Genomic DNA, 16,781 nt, shown 5'->3' with positions numbered 1-16,781 from the left:
CCGCCCAGGCCGGTGCGCGGGCGGCGGAGCGCCGCCTGATCGGCCTCGGCGGCCTCCAGCAGCCGCCTCCAGCAGGCCTGCACCTGCTCGGCGAAGTCGCTCCGCGCGGTCTCCGTGGCACCCGGCGCGGCCGTGCCGGCGCCGGCCTCCGCCGCCTCCCAGGCGCGGCGCCAGCCATCCTCGACCAGCGCGCGGTAGTGGTCGAGCGGCGGCGGGCTGACCTCGTCCAGGTGGCCGAGATAGCTCGCCAGCAGGTAGCGCGGCACCTGGCCGGGCGGCAGCTCGCCGCGGTTCAGCGCGGCGACGACGCCCTCACCCCAGGCCAGGAAGCCCGCGCGCACGCGCGGGATCAGGTCGGAGCCGCGGAAATGGTCCTCCTGGATGTGCAGGGCGAAGCGCGGATGCGACAGGACGAAGCCGCCGGTCTCGGCGGCGCCGGCGACGAAGCGGCGGATCGGGTCCAGCGTGTCGAGCGTGACGATGCGGTCCTGGCCGCTGACCAGCGCCGCGACGCGGCCGATCTCGGCCAGCTGCATCGGCGCCAGGGCGCAGCCGAGCACGGCGAGCACGATGTTCAGCCAGTCCTGGTCCACCTCCCGCCCGGCCTCCCGCCAGGCGATCTTCTGGTGCTCGATCCAGTCGGTGAAGTAGTTCGCCAGCCCCGGCCGTCGGCGGGCGAGGTCATGCGCGCCGAAGCCCGCGGGCAGGCGGCCGGACCTGGCAAGGTCGCCGGCATACAGGCCGACCAGTAGCGGGTCGCCCTTCTCCGTCAGGCGGTCGAGCTCGGCGATCACCGCCGGATCCTCGGCCAGCGACGCGAGCCCCGCATCGACGCCACGCAGCGCGGCCGCGATTCCGGCGCGGTCGAGCTTGTCGAGCTCGATCGTCGCGGCCGCGCCGGTCCAGCCGAGCCGGCGCAGCCATTCGGCGGAGCCGCGGTCGCCGGCGAGCTGCCGCGCGGTGACCAGCACGCGCAGGCCGGGGGGCGGGCGGCGCCGCAGGATCCCGCCGTCGATCGCGCGGCCGGTGGCCTCGTCCAGGCCGTCGATCACCAGCAGGCAGGGATCAGCCGGGTCGTCGAAGCGGGCGAGGTAGTCGCGGATGCGGTCCTCGTAGCCGATCGCGGTGTCGGCCGGCAGCGCCTCGCCGAGCAGCGTCGCGAGGCGCGTGGCGAGCGCGCGGTGGAAGACCGTGGAACGGCTGGTGCCGTAGCGGATGCTGATCGGGAGGAAGGCGACGCGCCCCCTGGCGCCAAGCGAATCGAGCCAGCGCACCACCAGCGAGGTCTTGCCGCGCCCGGCCGGCGCGGTGATCAGGAAGTTGCCGGGCGCGGCGGGATCGGACAGCCAGCGCGTTAGTTGGGTCAGCTCCGCGTCGCGGCCGCCGAAGGGCGCGGGGTCCGCCGCGGTGCCGCGATAGGCGGCGACGAGCTCGCCCGCTGCGGTGGTGAAGTCGGTTGGCGTGGCGTCGAGGCCGATGAAGATGTCGCGCGCGGCGACCCTGCCCTCGAACCGCACCAGCGGCGCGGCCGGCGCCGCGCGAGGGCTCAGTCGTTTTTTTTTGCGCCGCGCTCGGGGCGGTTGGACAAGCCGGAGAGCTTCACGTCCTTCTCGAAGGTTGCGTCGCCGCGCACACGCAGGACGGCGCCGAGCGCCTGGCTGTCGGTGAGCTCGAAATTGCCGGCGGCACGCAGGCTGCCGAGGTCGATCAGGGCGGCGACCTCGTCCTGCTTCTCCGCCTGGCCGGCGATGGCCGCGCTGAGCGCGGCGACCAGGCGGCGCAGCTCGGCCTCCGCGGCGAGCGGCGCGACCTCCTCGGCAAGCACGGCCTGCTTCGCGCCGGAGGCCGGGTCGCGCTCCAGCAGGGCGATGGCGGCGCCGGTGTCCTCGCGCCGGCCAACCAGCCAGGACTTGAGCGACTTGTAAGCGTCCTTTGCGGCCTCGCCGGCAATGCCCTTGCCGATCGCGGCGGCGCCGGCAGCCAGCACGGAGACGATGGAGGCGGTGGCCGGGTCCATTCCTGTCTGCCCGTTGGAGCTGCGCCGGCAAGCCTAAAGCGCGGTGCGGCGGGCCTGCAAGCCGCGAGATCCGGCATGCTTGACACCATCCGGCGCCCCCCGTATTCCCCGCCGCCTGTCGCGTATGCGGGTGTAGCTCAGTCGGTTAGAGCGCCGGCCTGTCACGCCGGAGGTCGCGGGTTCGAGCCCCGTCACTCGCGCCACGCGGCAGCCTTCCCAGCATTGATACGCGTGCGTGCCCTGGATGTTCCGGGGCTGCGCCCGCATGTCCTTTCCATGGTTTCATGAACTCCTGGCCCTATGGCGGAGCGCGCGGGGCGCGGCTAATGTCCGCCGCGCTGCGGTGCGGCATGGGTCGGAGCCCTGCGGAACAGGACGCGGGATGCTCCCCTTTGGCGCAGCGTGGCACGACCGCGGGACGCAAGATCCCGGGTGGGGTTTGGCAAGGCAAAGAGCAGGCACATGACCCAGCCGCTGCTGGCAGAGTATTTTCCGATCCTCGTCTTCCTGGGGATCGCAGCCGCCATCGCCAGCGCGATGGTGGGCGGCGCCATGCTGGCGGCGCGGCAGAAGCCGAACCCCGAGAAGCTCTCGGCCTATGAATGCGGCTTCGAGCCCTTCGACGACACCAGGCGGCGCTTCGACGTGCGCTTCTACCTGGTGGCCATCCTCTTCATCATCTTCGACCTGGAAGTCGCCTTCCTGTTCCCCTGGGCCATCACCCTCGGCGAGATCGGGTGGTTCGGCTTCATGTCGATGATGGCCTTCCTCGGCGTGCTGACCGTCGGCTTCGTCTACGAGTGGCGGAAGGGCGCGCTGGACTGGGAATGACGCCCCAAGGGCAGTTGGTGCGCGCTTCCCGAACACGCGGCGCGGCGGGCGCTGGGAGATCCCGATGAGCGGCAACACGACGACGGCGCCCGAGGGCGCACTCGCCTGGAACCGGGAGGCGCTGCCCCCCGGGCCGGCGCAGGACGCGGTGATCAAGGGCATCACCGGCGAAATGGAGGAGAAGGGCTTCGTCGTCGCCAACCTGGACAAGGTGGTGAACTGGGCCCGCACCGGCAGCCTCTGGCCGATGACCTTCGGCCTGGCCTGCTGCGCGGTGCCGATGATCCACGCCTACATGGCGCGCTACGACCTCGACCGCTTCGGAATCATTCCGCGCGGCTCGCCGCGCCAATCGGACGTGATGATCGTGGCCGGCACGCTGACCAACAAGATGGCCCCCGCGCTGCGCAAGGTCTACGACCAGATGAGCGAGCCGCGCTGGGTCATCAGCATGGGGTCCTGCGCGAACGGCGGGGGCTACTACCACTACAGCTACAGCGTGGTGCGCGGCTGCGACCGGATCGTGCCGGTGGACATCTACGTGCCGGGCTGCCCGCCCACGGCGGAGGCGCTGGTCTACGGGATCCTGCAGCTGCAGAAGAAGATCCGCCGGACGGGGACGATCCTCCGTGGCTGAGCAGATGCCCCTCGCCGATCTCGGCGCCGCCATCGCGACCGCCGCGGGCCCCGCGGTGGAGGAAGCCTTCGTGGAGCGCGGGGCCGAGCTGGTCCTGCGCGTCACGCGCCAGGGCCTGCTGCCGGTGATGACGCTGCTGCGCGACGACCCTCGCCTGGCCTTCGAGCAGCTGATGGATCTCTGCGGTGTGGACTGGCCGGAGCGCGCGGAGCGCTTCGACGTGGTCTACAACCTGCTCAGCCTGACGCATAACCGGCGCATCCGCGTCGTCGTCACGACGGACGATCGGACGCCGGTGCCGAGCGTGTCCGGCATCTGGCCCAGCGCGACCTGGTTCGAGCGCGAGGCCTGGGACATGTACGGCATCGTCTTCGACGGCCAGTCCGACCTGCGGCGCCTGCTGACCGATTACGGCTTCGAGGGCCACCCGCTGCGCAAGGACTTCCCGCTGACCGGTCATGTCGAGGTCCGCTACGACGAGACGCGCAAGCAGGTGGTCTACGAGCCCGTCGCGCTGACGCAGGACTTCCGCAACTTCGACTTCCTCTCGCCGTGGGAGGCGATGACGACGCTGCCCGGCGACGAGAAGGTCCACCTGACCCGCGCCGAGCGCGGCCAGATCGAGGGGCCGTCCCGATGAGCGGCAGTTCTTCCACGGCCTATGAGGCGGGGACGCTCGCGGCGTCCGCGGATCCGGCCGCCTTCGCCTCCGCGGCCGGCGACAGCGAGCCGCGGCGCACGATCGAGGTCGATTCGCACACCATCAACTTCGGCCCGCAGCACCCCGCCGCGCATGGCGTGCTGCGCCTCATCCTCGAGATGAAGGGCGAGGTGGTGGAACGCGCCGATCCGCATATCGGCCTGCTGCACCGCGGCACCGAGAAGCTGATGGAGTACAAGACGTATCTCCAGGCGATGCCCTACATGGACCGTCTGGACTACGTCTCGCCCATGTGCATGGAGCACAGCTTCGTCCTGGCGACGGAGCGGCTGCTCGGCATCGAGGCCGAGGTGCCGGAGCGCGCGCGCTGGATCCGCACGATGTTCGCCGAGATCACGCGCATCGCGAACCACCTGCTGAACATCACGACCTATGCGCTGGATGTCGGCGCCATCACGCCCTCGCTCTGGGGCTTCGAGCAGCGGGAGACGCTGCTGGAGTTCTACGAGCAGGTCGGCGGCAGCCACTACCACGTGAACTACTTCCGCGCCGGCGGCGTCAGCCGCGACCTGCCGGCGGGGCTGGAGGACCGCATCGCCGCCTGGTGCCGGCAGTTCCCGAAGTTCATCGACGACCTGGAAGGGCTGCTGAGCGAGAACCGCATCTTCAAGCAGCGCACCGTGGACATCGGCGTGATGAGCGCGGAGCAGGCGATGGCCTGGGGCTTCAGCGGGCCGTGCCTGCGCGCCTCCGGCTGCGCCTGGGACCTGCGCAAGTCGCAGCCCTACGACATGTACGACCGCGTCGAGTTCGACGTGCCGGTCGGCGTGCATGGGGATTGCTACGACCGCTACCTCGTGCGGATGCAGGAGATGCGGCAGTCGCTGCGCATCATCGAGCAGTGCCTGGCGCAGATGAAGCCGGGCCCGATCAAGGTCCGCGACAACAAGATCGTCCCGCCGCCGCGCGGCGAGATGAAGCGCTCGATGGAGAGCCTGATCCACCACTTCAAGCTCTACACCGAGGGCTACCACGTGCCGGCCGGCGCGACCTACACCGTGACCGAGGCGCCGAAGGGTGAGTTTGGCGTCTACATGGTGGCCGACGGCACCAACCGCCCCTACCGCGTGAAGATCCGCGCGCCGGGCTACGCGCATCTCCAGGCGATGGAGGTGCTCTCCAAGGGGCACATGCTGGCGGATGCCGTCGCCATCATCGGCAGCCTCGACATCGTGTTCGGGGAGATCGACCGGTGAGCGCGCCAGGGGCCCAGGGCGACCACGCGGAACCGACTCACTTCGCCTTCGATGCGGAGAGCGAGGCGCAGATCGCGCGCATCATCGCGCGCTACCCGGCCGGGAAGCAGGCGAGCGCGGTGATCCCGCTGCTCTATGTCGCGCAGAAGCAGATGGGCCGGCAGACCGGCAGCGCCTGGGTGCCGCGCGTGGCGATGGACGCCATCGGCGCGCGACTCGGCATGCCGCCGATCCGCGTGTACGAGGTCGCGACCTTCTATTTCATGTTCAACACACGCCCGATCGGCCGCTTCCACCTGCAGGTCTGCGGCACGACGCCCTGCATGCTGCGCGGATCGGACGACGTGCTGCGCGCCTGCCAGGATGCGGGCCATCTGAAGGGCTACGGAGACACCAGCGCCGACGGGCTGTTCACCCTGACAGAGGTGGAGTGCCTGGGCGCCTGCGTGAACGCGCCGGTGCTGCAGGTGGATGACGACTACTACGAGGACCTGGACTACGACCGCACCGTCGCGCTGATCGAGTCGCTGAAGCGCGGCGAGCGACCGAAGCCGGGGTCCACCATCGGGCGCCAGACCAGCGCGCCGGAGGGTGGTCCTCTCACCCTCATCGACGTTCCGGGGGAGTGATCGCGCGATGGCGCTTTCCGACAAGGACCGGATCTTCACCAATCTCTACGGCGTGCAGGACTGGCGCCTGCCCGCCGCGCAGAAGCGCGGCAACTGGGACGGCACCAAGGCCATCCTGGAGAAGGGGCGCGACTGGATCATCGAGGAGGTGAAGCAGTCCGGCCTGCGCGGCCGTGGCGGCGCGGGATTCCCGACCGGCATGAAGTGGTCCTTCATGCCGAAGCAGGCGAGCGAGCGGCCGCACTACCTGGTGGTGAACGCCGACGAATCCGAGCCCGGCACCTGCAAGGACCGCGACATCATCCGCCACGATCCGCACACGCTGATCGAGGGCTGCCTGATCGCCGGCTTCGCCATGGGCGCGCATGCCGGCTACATCTACATCCGCGGCGAGTACTACAACGAGAGCGTCGTGCTGGAGGCCGCCATCCAGGAGGCCTATGACGCCGGCCTTCTGGGCAAGAACGCCTGCGGTAGCGGCTGGGACTTCGACCTCTACGTCCACCGCGGCGCCGGCGCCTACATCTGCGGCGAGGAGACGGCGCTGATCGAATCGCTCGAGGGCAAGAAGGGCATGCCGCGGCTGAAGCCGCCATTCCCTGCCGCCGTCGGGCTGTATGGCGCGCCGACCACGGTGAACAACGTGGAGACGGTGGCCGTCGTGCCGACCATCCTGCGGCGCGGCGCGGCGTGGTTCGCGGGCTTCGGGCGGCCGAAGAACTCCGGCACCAAGATCTTCTGCATCCAGGGCCACGTGAACAAGCCCTGCAACGTGGAGGAGGAGATGAGCATCCCGATGCGGGAGCTCATCGAGCGCCATGCCGGCGGGGTGCGCGGTGGGTGGGACAACCTGCTCTGCGTGATCCCGGGCGGCAGTTCCACGCCGCTGCTGCCGAAGCACATCTGCGACGACGTGCTGATGGATTTCGACGCGCTGCGCGAGCACAAGTCGGGCCTGGGCACCGCGGGCGTGATCGTGATGGACAAGTCCACCGACATCGTCCGCGCCATCGCGCGGCTGTCGAAGTTCTACAAGCACGAGAGCTGCGGCCAGTGCACGCCCTGCCGCGAGGGCATGGGCTGGGTCAGCCGCATGATGGAGCGCATGGTGGAAGGCCGCGCGGAGATCGAGGAGATCGACCTGCTGGAGGAAGTCACCCGCCGCATCGAGGGGCACACGATCTGCGCCCTGGCCGATGGCGGCGTGTGGCCGGTGCAGGGGCTGATCCGGCACTACCGTCCTGTGATGGAGGAGCGCATCGCCGAGTACAAGCGGCGGCATGCGAAGCCCCTTCCCATGGCGGCGGAGTAGCGCGCCATGGCGAAGGTCATCGTCGACGGCATCGAGGTGGAGGTCCCGAACGGGGCCACGGTGCTGCAGGCCTGCGAGGCCGCAGGCAAGGAGATCCCGCGCTTCTGCTACCATGAACGGCTGTCCGTCGCGGGCAACTGCCGCATGTGCCTGGTGGAGGTGGAGAAGGCGCCGAAGCCCGTCGCCTCCTGCGCCTATCCGGTCGCGGACGGCATGGTGGTGAAGACCGACAGCCCGATGGTGCGCAACGCGCGCCGCGGGGTGATGGAATTCCTGCTGATCAACCATCCGCTGGACTGCCCGATCTGCGACCAGGGCGGCGAGTGCGACCTGCAGGACCAGGCGGTCGGCTACGGCATGGACCATTCCCGCTACCGCGAGCCGAAGCGCGCGGTGAAGGACAAGTATGTCGGCCCGCTGATCAAGACGATCATGACGCGCTGCATCCAGTGCACGCGCTGCGTCCGCTTCGCCTCCGAGGTGGCGGGCGTGCCGGAGCTGGGCGCGACGGGCCGCGGCGAGGCGATGGAGATCGGCACCTATGTCGAGAAGGCGCTGACGACGGAGCTCAGCGGCAACCTGATCGACATCTGCCCGGTCGGCGCGCTGACCAGCCGCCCCTACGCCTTCGTCTCCCGTCCCTGGGAACTGCGCAAGACCGACAGCATCGACGTGCAGGACGCGACCGGCACCAACATCCGCGTGGACAATCGCGGGCCGGAGGTGCTGCGCATCCTGCCGCGCATCAACGACGACGTGAACGAGGAGTGGATGGCCGACCGCGGCCGCTTCTCCTTCGACGGGCTGAAGCGCAAGCGGCTCGACCGGCCCTGGCTGCGCGTGGACGGCACGCTGAAGCCGGCAAGCTGGGCGGAGGCGTTCCGCGCCGTTGCGGCGAAGCTGAAGGCCACGGCGCCGGACCGCATCGGCGCCGTCGCCGGCGACCTGGTGGATGCCGAGGCGGTCTTCGCGCTGAAGGCGCTGATGGGCGCGCTGGGCAGCGCCAACCTGGACTGCCGCCAGGACGGCGCGGCGGTCGACGCGACGCGGCGCGACTTCTTCCTGTTCAACACGACCATCGCCGGCATCGACCAGGCGGATGCGCTGCTGATCATCGGCAGCGATCCACGCAGGGAAGCGCCGGTGATCAATGCGCGCATCCGCAAGCGCTGGGTTCTCGGCAGGTTCCCGATCGGGCGGATCGGGCCGGCCGGTGTGGACCTGACCTATCCGCACCAGCACCTGGGCGAGGGGCCGGCGGCCATCCGTGCGCTGCTGGACGGCTCGCATCCCTTCGCCGAGACCTTCCGCGCGGCGAAGAACCCGATGGTGATCGTGGGGCGCGGCGCGCTGGCGCGGCCGGACGGGCTGCATGTGCTGGCGGCCGCCTGGGAGCTTGCGCGCAGCGCGAATGCGCTGCGCCCGGACTGGCACGGCTTCAACCTGCTGCACCTGTTCGGCGGCCAGGTCGGCGCGCTGGAGCTCGGCTTCCTGCCGGGCAAGGGCGGCAAGACGCTGGGCCAGATGCTGGACGGCGGCGTGGATACGCTGTGGCTGCTGGGCGCGGACGGCTTCGACCCGGCGCTGATCCCGGCCTCCACCTTCGTGATCTACCAGGGCCATCACGGCGACCGCGCAGCGGCGCGGGCCGACGTGATCCTGCCCGGCGCGGCCTATACCGAGAAGGACGCGACCTACGTCAACACCGAGGGCCGCGCGCAGCGCGCCTGGCTTGCGGTGCACGCGCCGGGCGAGGCGCGGGAGGATTGGCGGATCATGCGCGCGCTCAGCGAGGGGCTGGGCCTGCGCCTGCCCTTCGATGACCTGGCGCAGCTGCGCGCGCGGATGGCGGAGGCCGCGCCGGCGCTGGCGCAGCCCTTCGCGCGGCGCGGCTGCACGGATCCGGCTGGTCCCGCTGGCGATCCGACGGCGATGTCGGACGCCGCCTTCCTGCCGGCCATCACGCAATACCACCTCGCCGATGCGATCGCGCGCGCGTCGGAGGTGATGGCGGAATGCGCGCGCACCTACGGCGAACAGCCGCGTCTGCAGGCGGCGGAGTGAGCTGACGATGGAAGGCTTCCTCGCCACCCCGGTCGGGATCCTGGCGCTGACCGTCGCGCAGGCGATGGCGCTGCTGGTGCCGCTGCTGATCATGGTCGCCTACCTGACCTGGGCGGAACGCAAGGTGCTGGCGGCGATGCAGCTGCGCCGCGGGCCGAACGTGGTCGGGCCCTTCGGCCTGCTGCAGCCCTTCGCCGACGCGCTGAAGATGCTGATGAAGGAGACGATCATCCCCGCCGGGGCCAGCCGCGTGCTGTTCATCCTGGCGCCGATGATCACCTTCATGCTGGCGATGCTGGCCTGGGCCGTCATTCCCGTGAACGACGGCTGGGCGATCGCCGACATCAATGTCGGCATCCTCTACCTGTTCGCGATCAGCTCGCTCGGCGTCTACGGCATCATCATCGCGGGCTGGGCCAGCAACTCGAAATACGCCTTCCTCGGCGCGCTCCGCTCCGCCGCGCAGATGGTGAGCTACGAGGTCAGCATGGGCTTCGTGATCGTCACCGTGCTGATGTGCGTGGGATCGCTGAACCTGACCGACATCGTCCGCGCGCAGGCCGACATGTGGTTCATCATCCCGCTGTTCCCGATGTTCGTCATCATGTTCATCAGCGCGCTGGCGGAGACGAACCGCGCGCCCTTCGACCTGCCGGAAGGCGAGAGCGAGCTGGTGGCGGGCTTCTTCGTCGAATACAGCAGCATGTCCTTCGCGCTGTTCTTCCTCGGCGAATACGCGAACATGATCCTGATGAGCGCGCTGATCACCATCCTGTTCCTGGGCGGGTGGTATCCGCCGCTGGACGTCGCGCCGCTGAACTGGATCCCCGGGCCGATGTGGTTCGTGTTCAAGATCTGCTTCTGCCTGTTCGTCTTCATCTGGGTGCGCGCGACCTTCCCGCGCTACCGCTACGACCAGCTCATGCGGCTCGGCTGGAAGGTGTTCCTGCCGTTCAGCCTGGCCTGGCTGGTGATCACCGCCGCGGCGCTGAAGCTGTTCGGCTGGCTGCCGGCCTGAGGGAGAGGACCATGGCCATCACCCTCGATCGCGTCGCGCGCAGCTTCCTGCTGGCGGAGCTTGTCTCCGGCATGGCGCTGACGCTGCGCTACTTCTTCAAGCCGAAGGCCACGCTGCGCTACCCGTACGAGAAGGCGCCGCTGTCCCCCCGCTTCAAGGGCGAGCACGCGCTGCGGCGCTATCCGAACGGGGAGGAGCGCTGCATCGCCTGCAAGCTGTGCGAGGCGATCTGCCCGGCGCTGGCCATCACCATCGAGGCCGAGCCGCGCGAGGACGGCAGCCGCCGGACCACGCGCTACGACATCGACATGACGAAGTGCATCTACTGCGGCATGTGCGAGGAAGCCTGCCCGGTGGACGCGATCGTCGAGGGGCCGAACCTGGAGTTCGCGACCGAGACGCGCGAGGAGCTGATCTACAACAAGGAGCGCCTGCTGGATAACGGCGACCGCTGGGAAGCGGTGCTGGCCAAGCGGCTCGAGCTGGACGCGCCCTACCGATGACCGTCGCAGCCTTCTACCTCTTCGCCGCGGTGCTGGTCGCCAGCGCCGTGATGGTGGTCACCAGCCGCAACCCCGTGCACAGCGTGCTGTTCCTGATCCTCGCCTTCTTCAACGCGGCCGCGCTGTTCCTGATCGCCGGAGCGGAGTTCCTGGCGATGATCCTGGTCATCGTCTATGTCGGCGCCGTCGCGGTGCTGTTCCTGTTCGTCGTGATGATGCTGGACGTGGACTTCGCGAAGCTGCGCGAGGGGTTCCAGCGCTACGCGCCGATCGGCGGCGTCGTCGGCGCCATCCTGTTCCTGGAACTGGTGCTGGTGTTCGGCACCTGGACCTTCGCCACCGACGCCGCGGGGCTGCGCCTGAATCCGACGCCGGAGGGCGTGGACAACACCCGCGCGCTGGGGCGCATCCTCTACACGGACCATGTCTTCCTGTTCCAGCTGGCGGGGCTGATCCTGCTGGTCGCGATGATCGGCGCCATCGTGCTGACGCTGCGCGGCAAGCCGACCAGCAAGCGGCAGGACGTGGCGCGCCAGATCGCGCGCGCCGGCAGCGTCAACCTGCGCCAGCCGCCGCTGGGCGCCGGCCTCGGACAGATCGGCATCGAGCGCCCGCCGGTGGAGCCGCCGCCCGAGGCGAAGCCGAAGCAGGTCGAACACGCCGGCCACGGGGGGGGACACCACTGATGCTGGCGGTCGGCCTTGCGCACTACCTCACGGTCAGTGCCATCCTGTTCACGCTCGGCGTGCTGGGCATCTTCCTCAACCGGAAGAACGTCATCGTCATCCTGATGTCGGTGGAGCTGATCCTGCTCTCGGTCAGCCTCAACCTGGTGGCCTTCTCGGCCACGCTCGGCGACCTGACGGGCCAGGTCTTCGCGATGCTGATCCTGACCGTCGCTGCCGCCGAGGCGGCGATCGGGCTCGCCATCGTCGTCATCTACTTCCGCAACCGCGGCACGATCGAGGTCGAGGACGTCTCGACCCTGAAGGGCTAGGCTGATGTACGTCGGCGCCGTCTTCTTCCCGCTGCTGGGCGCCTGCCTGGCAGGGTTCCTGGGCCGATGGCTGGGCGACAAGGCCTCGCAGTGGGTCACCGTGGCCTGCATGGCGCTGGCCGCGGCCTGCGGCATCGGCGCCTTCATCCAGGTCGCGCTGCACGGCGCCGACGGCGTGGTGCCGATCGTCACCTTCATCGACGTCGGCGGCTTCGAGGTGGAGTGGGCGCTGCGCTACGACACGCTGAGCGTGGTGATGGTGGCGATGGTCACCTTCATCTCCACGCTGATCCACCTGTACTCCGTGGGCTACATGTCGCACGACGCGACGATCCCGCGCTTCTTCGCCTACCTCAGCCTGTTCACCTTCATGATGCTGATGCTGGTGACGGCGGACAACCTGGTGCAGCTGTTCTTCGGCTGGGAGGGGGTCGGCCTCGCGAGTTACCTGCTGATCGGCTACTGGTACGAGAAGGAGAGCGCGAACGCCGCGGCGATGAAGGCCTTCATCGTCAACCGGGTCGGCGACCTGTTCTTCATGCTGGGCCTGGCGCTGACCTTCTGGACCTTCCAGTCGGTGGAGTTCGACGCGATCTTCAGCAGCGTCGCGGTGGCGCAGCAGGTGCGCTTCCTCGGGATGCCGGCGCTGGAAGTGATCGGCGTGCTGCTGTTCCTGGGCGCCTGCGGCAAGTCGGCGCAGCTCGGCCTGCACACCTGGCTGCCGGACGCGATGGAAGGTCCGACGCCGGTCTCCGCGCTGATCCATGCGGCGACGATGGTGACGGCGGGCGTATTCCTGATGGCACGCATGTCGCCGGTGATGGAATACGCGCCGACCGCGCTGGCCATCGTGACGATCGTCGGCGCCTCCACCGCGATCTTCGCGGCGACGATCGGCTGCGTGCAGAACGACATCAAGCGGATCATCGCCTACTCCACCTGCTCGCAGCTCGGCTACATGTTCTTCGCGGCGGGCGTCGGGGTGTACCAGGCGGCGATCTTCCACCTCTTCACCCACGCCTTCTTCAAGGCGCTGCTGTTCCTCGGCGCCGGCAGCGTGATCCACGCGATGTCGGACGAGCAGGACATCCGGAAGATGGGCGGGATCTGGAAGAAGATCCCGGTGACCTACGCGGTGATGTGGATCGGCAGTCTGGCGTTGGCGGGCATTCCGCTCTTCGCCGGCTACTACTCGAAGGACATGGTGCTGGAAGTGGCCTATGCCGCGCATAGCGGGCCAGGCAGCTACGCCTTCTTGATGGGCCTGCTCGCGGCCTTCCTGACCGCCTTCTACTCCTGGCGGCTGCTGATCCTGACCTTCCACGGCGCGCCGCGCGCCGACCACCACACGATGGAGCATGTGCACGAAAGCCCGCTGGTGATGCTGGTGCCGCTGCTGGTGCTCGCGGTCGGCGCGGTGGTGACGGGCTTCCTGTTCTACCCGCTCTTCGTCGGCGAGTTCCAGGCGACCTTCTGGGACGGCTCGATCCACAACGCGGCGCACAACCACGTGCTGGAGCATGCGCACCATGTGCCGGCCTGGGTGCCGCTGGCGCCCACGGTCGCGGGCGTCGCGGGCATCGCGCTGGCCTATGCGCTCTACATGTTCGCCCCCGGCATCCCGGGGCAGCTCGCCGCGCGGTTCGCCGGAGTTTACCGCTTCCTGCTGAACAAGTGGTATTTCGACGAGCTCTACGACGCGATCTTCGTCCGGCCCGCGCTGTACCTGGCGCGCGCCTTCTGGAAGACGGGCGATGCGCGGCTGATCGACGGCGTGCCGAACGGCGCGGCGGACCTGGCGGTGCAGGCGGCGCGCGGCGCGGTGCGCATCCAGACCGGGCGCGTCGCCAACTATGCCTTCGCGATGATCATCGGCCTCGTGCTGTTCCTCTCCCTCCTGCTCTACGGTGTGGCCCGATGAACGCCGCCGGCTTCCCGATCCTCTCGCTCATCACTTTCCTGCCGCTGGCGGGCGCCTTCATCATCCTGATGGTGCGCGGCGAGGATGCGGTCGTGGCGCGCAACGCGCGCTGGACCGCGCTGTGGACCAGCCTGATCACGCTGGCGCTCTCGCTGATCCTCTGGGCCCGCTTCGACTTCGGCACGGCGGAGTTCCAGTTCGTCGAGCGCGCGGAATGGCTGCCCGAGTACCGCGTGGCCTACCACATGGGCGTGGACGGCATCTCCGTGCTGTTCGTGCTGCTGTCCACACTGCTGACGCCGCTCTGCATCCTGGCGTCATGGGAGAGCGTGCAGACGCGGGTGCGCGAATACATGGTCGCCTTCCTCGTGCTGGAAAGCATGATGGTCGGCATGTTCTGCGCGCTGGACTTCGTGGTCTTCTACATCTTCTTCGAAGCCGTGCTGATCCCGATGTTCCTGATCATCGGCGTGTGGGGCGGTGCGCGGCGGGTCTATGCCGCCTTCAAGTTCTTCCTCTACACGCTGGCGGGCAGCCTTCTCATGCTGCTGGCGCTGCTGGCGATGTGGTACCACGCCGGCACCACTGACATCCCGACGCTGATGGGAACCGACTTCCCGCGTGGCATGCAGTTCTGGCTGTTCCTGGCCTTCCTGGTCTCCTTCGCGGTGAAGGTGCCGATGTGGCCGGTGCACACCTGGCTGCCGGACGCGCATGTGGAGGCGCCGACCGCCGGCTCCGTCATCCTGGCGGGCGTGCTGCTGAAGATGGGCGCCTACGGCTTCCTGCGCTTCTCGCTCCCGATGCTGCCGCAGGCGAGCGCGGAATTCGCGCCGCTGATCTTCAGCCTCTCGGTCGTGGCCATCGTCTACACCTCCCTCGTCGCCCTGGCGCAGGAGGACATGAAGAAGCTGATCGCCTACTCCTCCGTCGCGCATATGGGCATCGTGACGCTCGGCATCTTCACCTTCACGCAGCAGGGCATCTCCGGCGCGCTGTTCACCATGCTGAGCCACGGCGTCGTCTCCGGCGCGCTGTTCCTCTGCGTCGGCGTGCTCTACGACCGCGTCCACAGCCGCGACATCGCGCGCTATGGCGGGGTTGCGAAGATCATGCCGGCTTATGCGCTGATCTTCATGCTCTTCACCATGGCCTCCGTCGCGCTGCCGGGCACGGCGGGCTTCCCGGGCGAGCTGCTGGTGATCGTCGGCGCCTTCAAGGTGAACCCCTGGGTGGCGCTCGGCGCGGCGACGGGCATGATCCTGGGCGCCTGCTACATGCTCTACCTCTACCGTCGTGTGATCTTCGGGAAGGTCACGCGCGGCGACCTGCGCACGCTGCTGGATCTCAGCCCCCGCGAATACGCGGTCTTCGCGCCGCTGATCCTGCTGACGCTGTGGATGGGGGTCTATCCGTCCTCCTTCCTGAACTTCTTCGAGGCCAGCGTGGCGAACCTGGTGGCGCGGCACGAGGCCGCGCTCGGCGCCGCGCGCCTGGCGGGGATGTAAGGCCGTGATGAACTGGACCCTCGCCCTGCCGGAGATCGTGCTCGCGGTCTCCGGCCTGCTGATCCTGCTGGGCGGCGTGATCCCGAAGAAGGAGACCTTCTTCCCTGTCTCCATGGCGGTGATCGGCGCGCTGGTGCTGACCGCCGCGCTGGTGCTGGGCCAGGGGGAGGGCTCGGCCTTCCTCGGGCAATACGTGTCGGACGGCTTCTCGCGCTTCGCGAAGGTGCTGATCCTGCTCGGCGCAGCACTCGGCCTGGTGCTGGCGCTGGACTTCAACGAGAAGGCAGGGCTCGCGCGCTTCGAATACGCCGTGCTGGTGCTGTTCGCGACCGTCGGCATGATGGTGATGGTCTCGGCCAACGACCTCATGTCGCTCTATCTCGGGCTCGAGCTGCTGTCGCTCTCGCTCTACGTCGTCGCCGCCTTCGACCGCGACAATCCGCGCAGCGCGGAGGCGGGGCTGAAGTATTTCGTGCTCGGCGCGCTGGCTTCCGGCCTTCTGCTGTATGGCTCGTCCCTGGTCTACGGCTTCGCCGGCACCACCAACTTCGACCGGCTGGCGGATGCGTTGTCTGGCGGGCAGGCGGGGGCGGGGGTGGTGGTGGGGCTGGTCTTCGTCCTCGCCGGGCTGGCGTTCAAGGTCTCGGCCGTGCCCTTCCATATGTGGACGCCCGATGTCTATGAAGGCGCGCCGACGCCGGTGACGGCCTTCTTCGCCACCGCGCCGAAGGTCGCGGCCATCGCGCTGCTGATGCACGTCCTGATCGTGCCTTTCGGCGAGATGTCGGCGCAGTGGGGCCAGGTGATCTGGGTGACCTCCGCCGGCTCGATGATCCTCGGCGCCTTCGCGGCCATCGGGCAGCGCAACATCAAGCGGCTGATGGCCTATTCCTCCATCGGCCATGTCGGCTACGCGCTGATGGGCCTCGCGGTGGTCAACGACACCGGCTACCGCGGCGTCCTGGTCTACATGGCGATCTACGTCGTGATGAACCTCGGCACCTTCGCCGTCCTGGTCGCTATGCGCCGCCAGGGCCGCGCGCTGGAAGGCATCGACGACCTGGCCGGGCTCGGCCGCACCGACCCGGCGATGGCGCTGTGGATGGCGGTGTTCATGTTCTCGATGGCCGGCATCCCCCCGCTCGCCGGCTTCTTCGGCAAGCTCTACGTGTTCCTGGCCGCGGTGCAGGCGGGCTACTGGACGCTGGCGATCATCGGCATCCTGACGAGCGTGGTGGCCAGCTACTACTACCTGCGCATCGTGAAGGTGATGTATTTCGACGCGCCCGCCGGCGCCTTCGATGCGCGGCCGGCCAGCCTGACCGTGGTGATGGCGGGCACCGGCCTGCTGACGCTGCTGTTCTTCCTGTTCCCCGCGGCGCTGATCGGCGCCGCGCAGGTGGCCGTCGCCTCGCTGGCGGGCTGAG

General features: G+C 69.0%; 16 protein-coding genes and 1 tRNA gene. 15 read left to right on the top strand and 2 right to left on the bottom strand.

What is annotated here, in order from left to right; translation table 11 throughout:
- Nucleotides 1-1,517 (bottom strand): ATP-binding protein (locus tag OZN99_RS04390; RefSeq protein WP_270933958.1); only part of this gene is annotated, 1,517 nt, incomplete at its 3' end.
- A gap of 29 nt (nt 1,518-1,546) precedes the next feature.
- Nucleotides 1,547-2,017 (bottom strand): hypothetical protein, encoded by a 471-nt coding sequence (locus OZN99_RS04385; RefSeq protein WP_270933957.1) that lies wholly within the window; start codon nt 2,015-2,017, stop codon nt 1,547-1,549.
- Nucleotides 2,018-2,143: 126 nt separating this feature from the next.
- On the opposite strand from OZN99_RS04385, the gene OZN99_RS04380 reads away from it, so the two are divergent.
- The 15 genes from OZN99_RS04380 to nuoN all read left to right on the top strand — a co-directional run bounded on the left by OZN99_RS04380 (nt 2,144) and on the right by nuoN (nt 16,780).
- Nucleotides 2,144-2,220 (top strand) — tRNA-Asp (locus OZN99_RS04380).
- Nucleotides 2,221-2,479: 259 nt separating this feature from the next.
- Nucleotides 2,480-2,848 carry an NADH-quinone oxidoreductase subunit A gene (locus tag OZN99_RS04375; protein WP_270933956.1) on the top strand — a complete coding sequence of 123 codons (369 nt, stop codon included), beginning with the start codon at nt 2,480-2,482 and terminating at the stop codon, nt 2,846-2,848.
- A gap of 64 nt (nt 2,849-2,912) precedes the next feature.
- Entirely contained in the window at nt 2,913-3,485 is a 573-nt protein-coding gene (locus OZN99_RS04370) for a NuoB/complex I 20 kDa subunit family protein (RefSeq protein ID WP_270933955.1), read from the top strand.
- 4 nt (nt 3,486-3,489) lie between these two features.
- Complete coding sequence (locus OZN99_RS04365; protein WP_270933959.1) at nt 3,490-4,125, top strand: NADH-quinone oxidoreductase subunit C; 636 nt, start codon at nt 3,490-3,492, stop codon at nt 4,123-4,125.
- Nucleotides 4,122-5,402 carry an NADH-quinone oxidoreductase subunit D gene (locus OZN99_RS04360; RefSeq protein ID WP_270933954.1) on the top strand — a complete coding sequence of 427 codons (1,281 nt, stop codon included), beginning with the start codon at nt 4,122-4,124 and terminating at the stop codon, nt 5,400-5,402. Before OZN99_RS04365 ends, OZN99_RS04360 begins: the two co-directional genes overlap by 4 nt.
- A complete protein-coding gene (locus OZN99_RS04355; RefSeq protein ID WP_270933953.1) occupies nt 5,399-6,031 on the top strand; it encodes a complex I 24 kDa subunit family protein in 633 nt (210 codons plus the stop codon). The genes OZN99_RS04360 and OZN99_RS04355 overlap by 4 nt, the downstream gene beginning before the upstream one ends.
- Before the next feature lie 7 nt (nt 6,032-6,038).
- On the top strand, nt 6,039-7,343 hold the full coding sequence (gene nuoF / locus OZN99_RS04350; RefSeq protein WP_270933952.1) for an NADH-quinone oxidoreductase subunit NuoF: 1,305 nt from the start codon (nt 6,039-6,041) through the stop codon (nt 7,341-7,343).
- A 6-nt stretch (nt 7,344-7,349) separates the two neighbouring features.
- Entirely contained in the window at nt 7,350-9,407 is a 2,058-nt protein-coding gene (gene nuoG / locus OZN99_RS04345; protein ID WP_270933951.1) for an NADH-quinone oxidoreductase subunit NuoG, read from the top strand.
- A gap of 7 nt (nt 9,408-9,414) precedes the next feature.
- Complete coding sequence (gene nuoH, locus OZN99_RS04340; RefSeq protein ID WP_270933950.1) at nt 9,415-10,425, top strand: NADH-quinone oxidoreductase subunit NuoH; 1,011 nt, start codon at nt 9,415-9,417, stop codon at nt 10,423-10,425.
- Between the two features lie 11 nt (nt 10,426-10,436).
- Nucleotides 10,437-10,928: an NADH-quinone oxidoreductase subunit NuoI gene (gene nuoI, locus OZN99_RS04335; protein ID WP_270933949.1), complete on the top strand. Its 492-nt coding sequence runs from the start codon at nt 10,437-10,439 to the stop codon at nt 10,926-10,928.
- Nucleotides 10,925-11,614, top strand: coding sequence for an NADH-quinone oxidoreductase subunit J (locus OZN99_RS04330; protein ID WP_270933948.1), 690 nt, complete (start codon nt 10,925-10,927; stop codon nt 11,612-11,614). Before nuoI ends, OZN99_RS04330 begins: the two co-directional genes overlap by 4 nt.
- A complete protein-coding gene (gene nuoK / locus OZN99_RS04325) occupies nt 11,614-11,925 on the top strand; it encodes an NADH-quinone oxidoreductase subunit NuoK (protein ID WP_270933947.1) in 312 nt (103 codons plus the stop codon). Before OZN99_RS04330 ends, nuoK begins: the two co-directional genes overlap by 1 nt.
- A 4-nt stretch (nt 11,926-11,929) precedes the next feature.
- A complete protein-coding gene (gene nuoL, locus OZN99_RS04320) occupies nt 11,930-13,846 on the top strand; it encodes an NADH-quinone oxidoreductase subunit L (protein WP_270933946.1) in 1,917 nt (638 codons plus the stop codon).
- Nucleotides 13,843-15,354, top strand: coding sequence for an NADH-quinone oxidoreductase subunit M (locus OZN99_RS04315; RefSeq protein WP_270933945.1), 1,512 nt, complete (start codon nt 13,843-13,845; stop codon nt 15,352-15,354). The genes nuoL and OZN99_RS04315 overlap by 4 nt, the downstream gene beginning before the upstream one ends.
- Nucleotides 15,355-15,361: 7 nt before the next feature.
- Entirely contained in the window at nt 15,362-16,780 is a 1,419-nt protein-coding gene (gene nuoN, locus OZN99_RS04310; RefSeq protein ID WP_270933944.1) for an NADH-quinone oxidoreductase subunit NuoN, read from the top strand.
- Nucleotide 16,781: the final 1 nt, after the last annotated feature.

The sequence above is a fragment of the Falsiroseomonas oryzae genome, assembly GCF_027856955.1.
Classification (GTDB): domain Bacteria; phylum Pseudomonadota; class Alphaproteobacteria; order Acetobacterales; family Acetobacteraceae; genus Falsiroseomonas; species Falsiroseomonas oryzae.
This window is presented reverse-complemented; position numbering and strand designations above follow the sequence as displayed.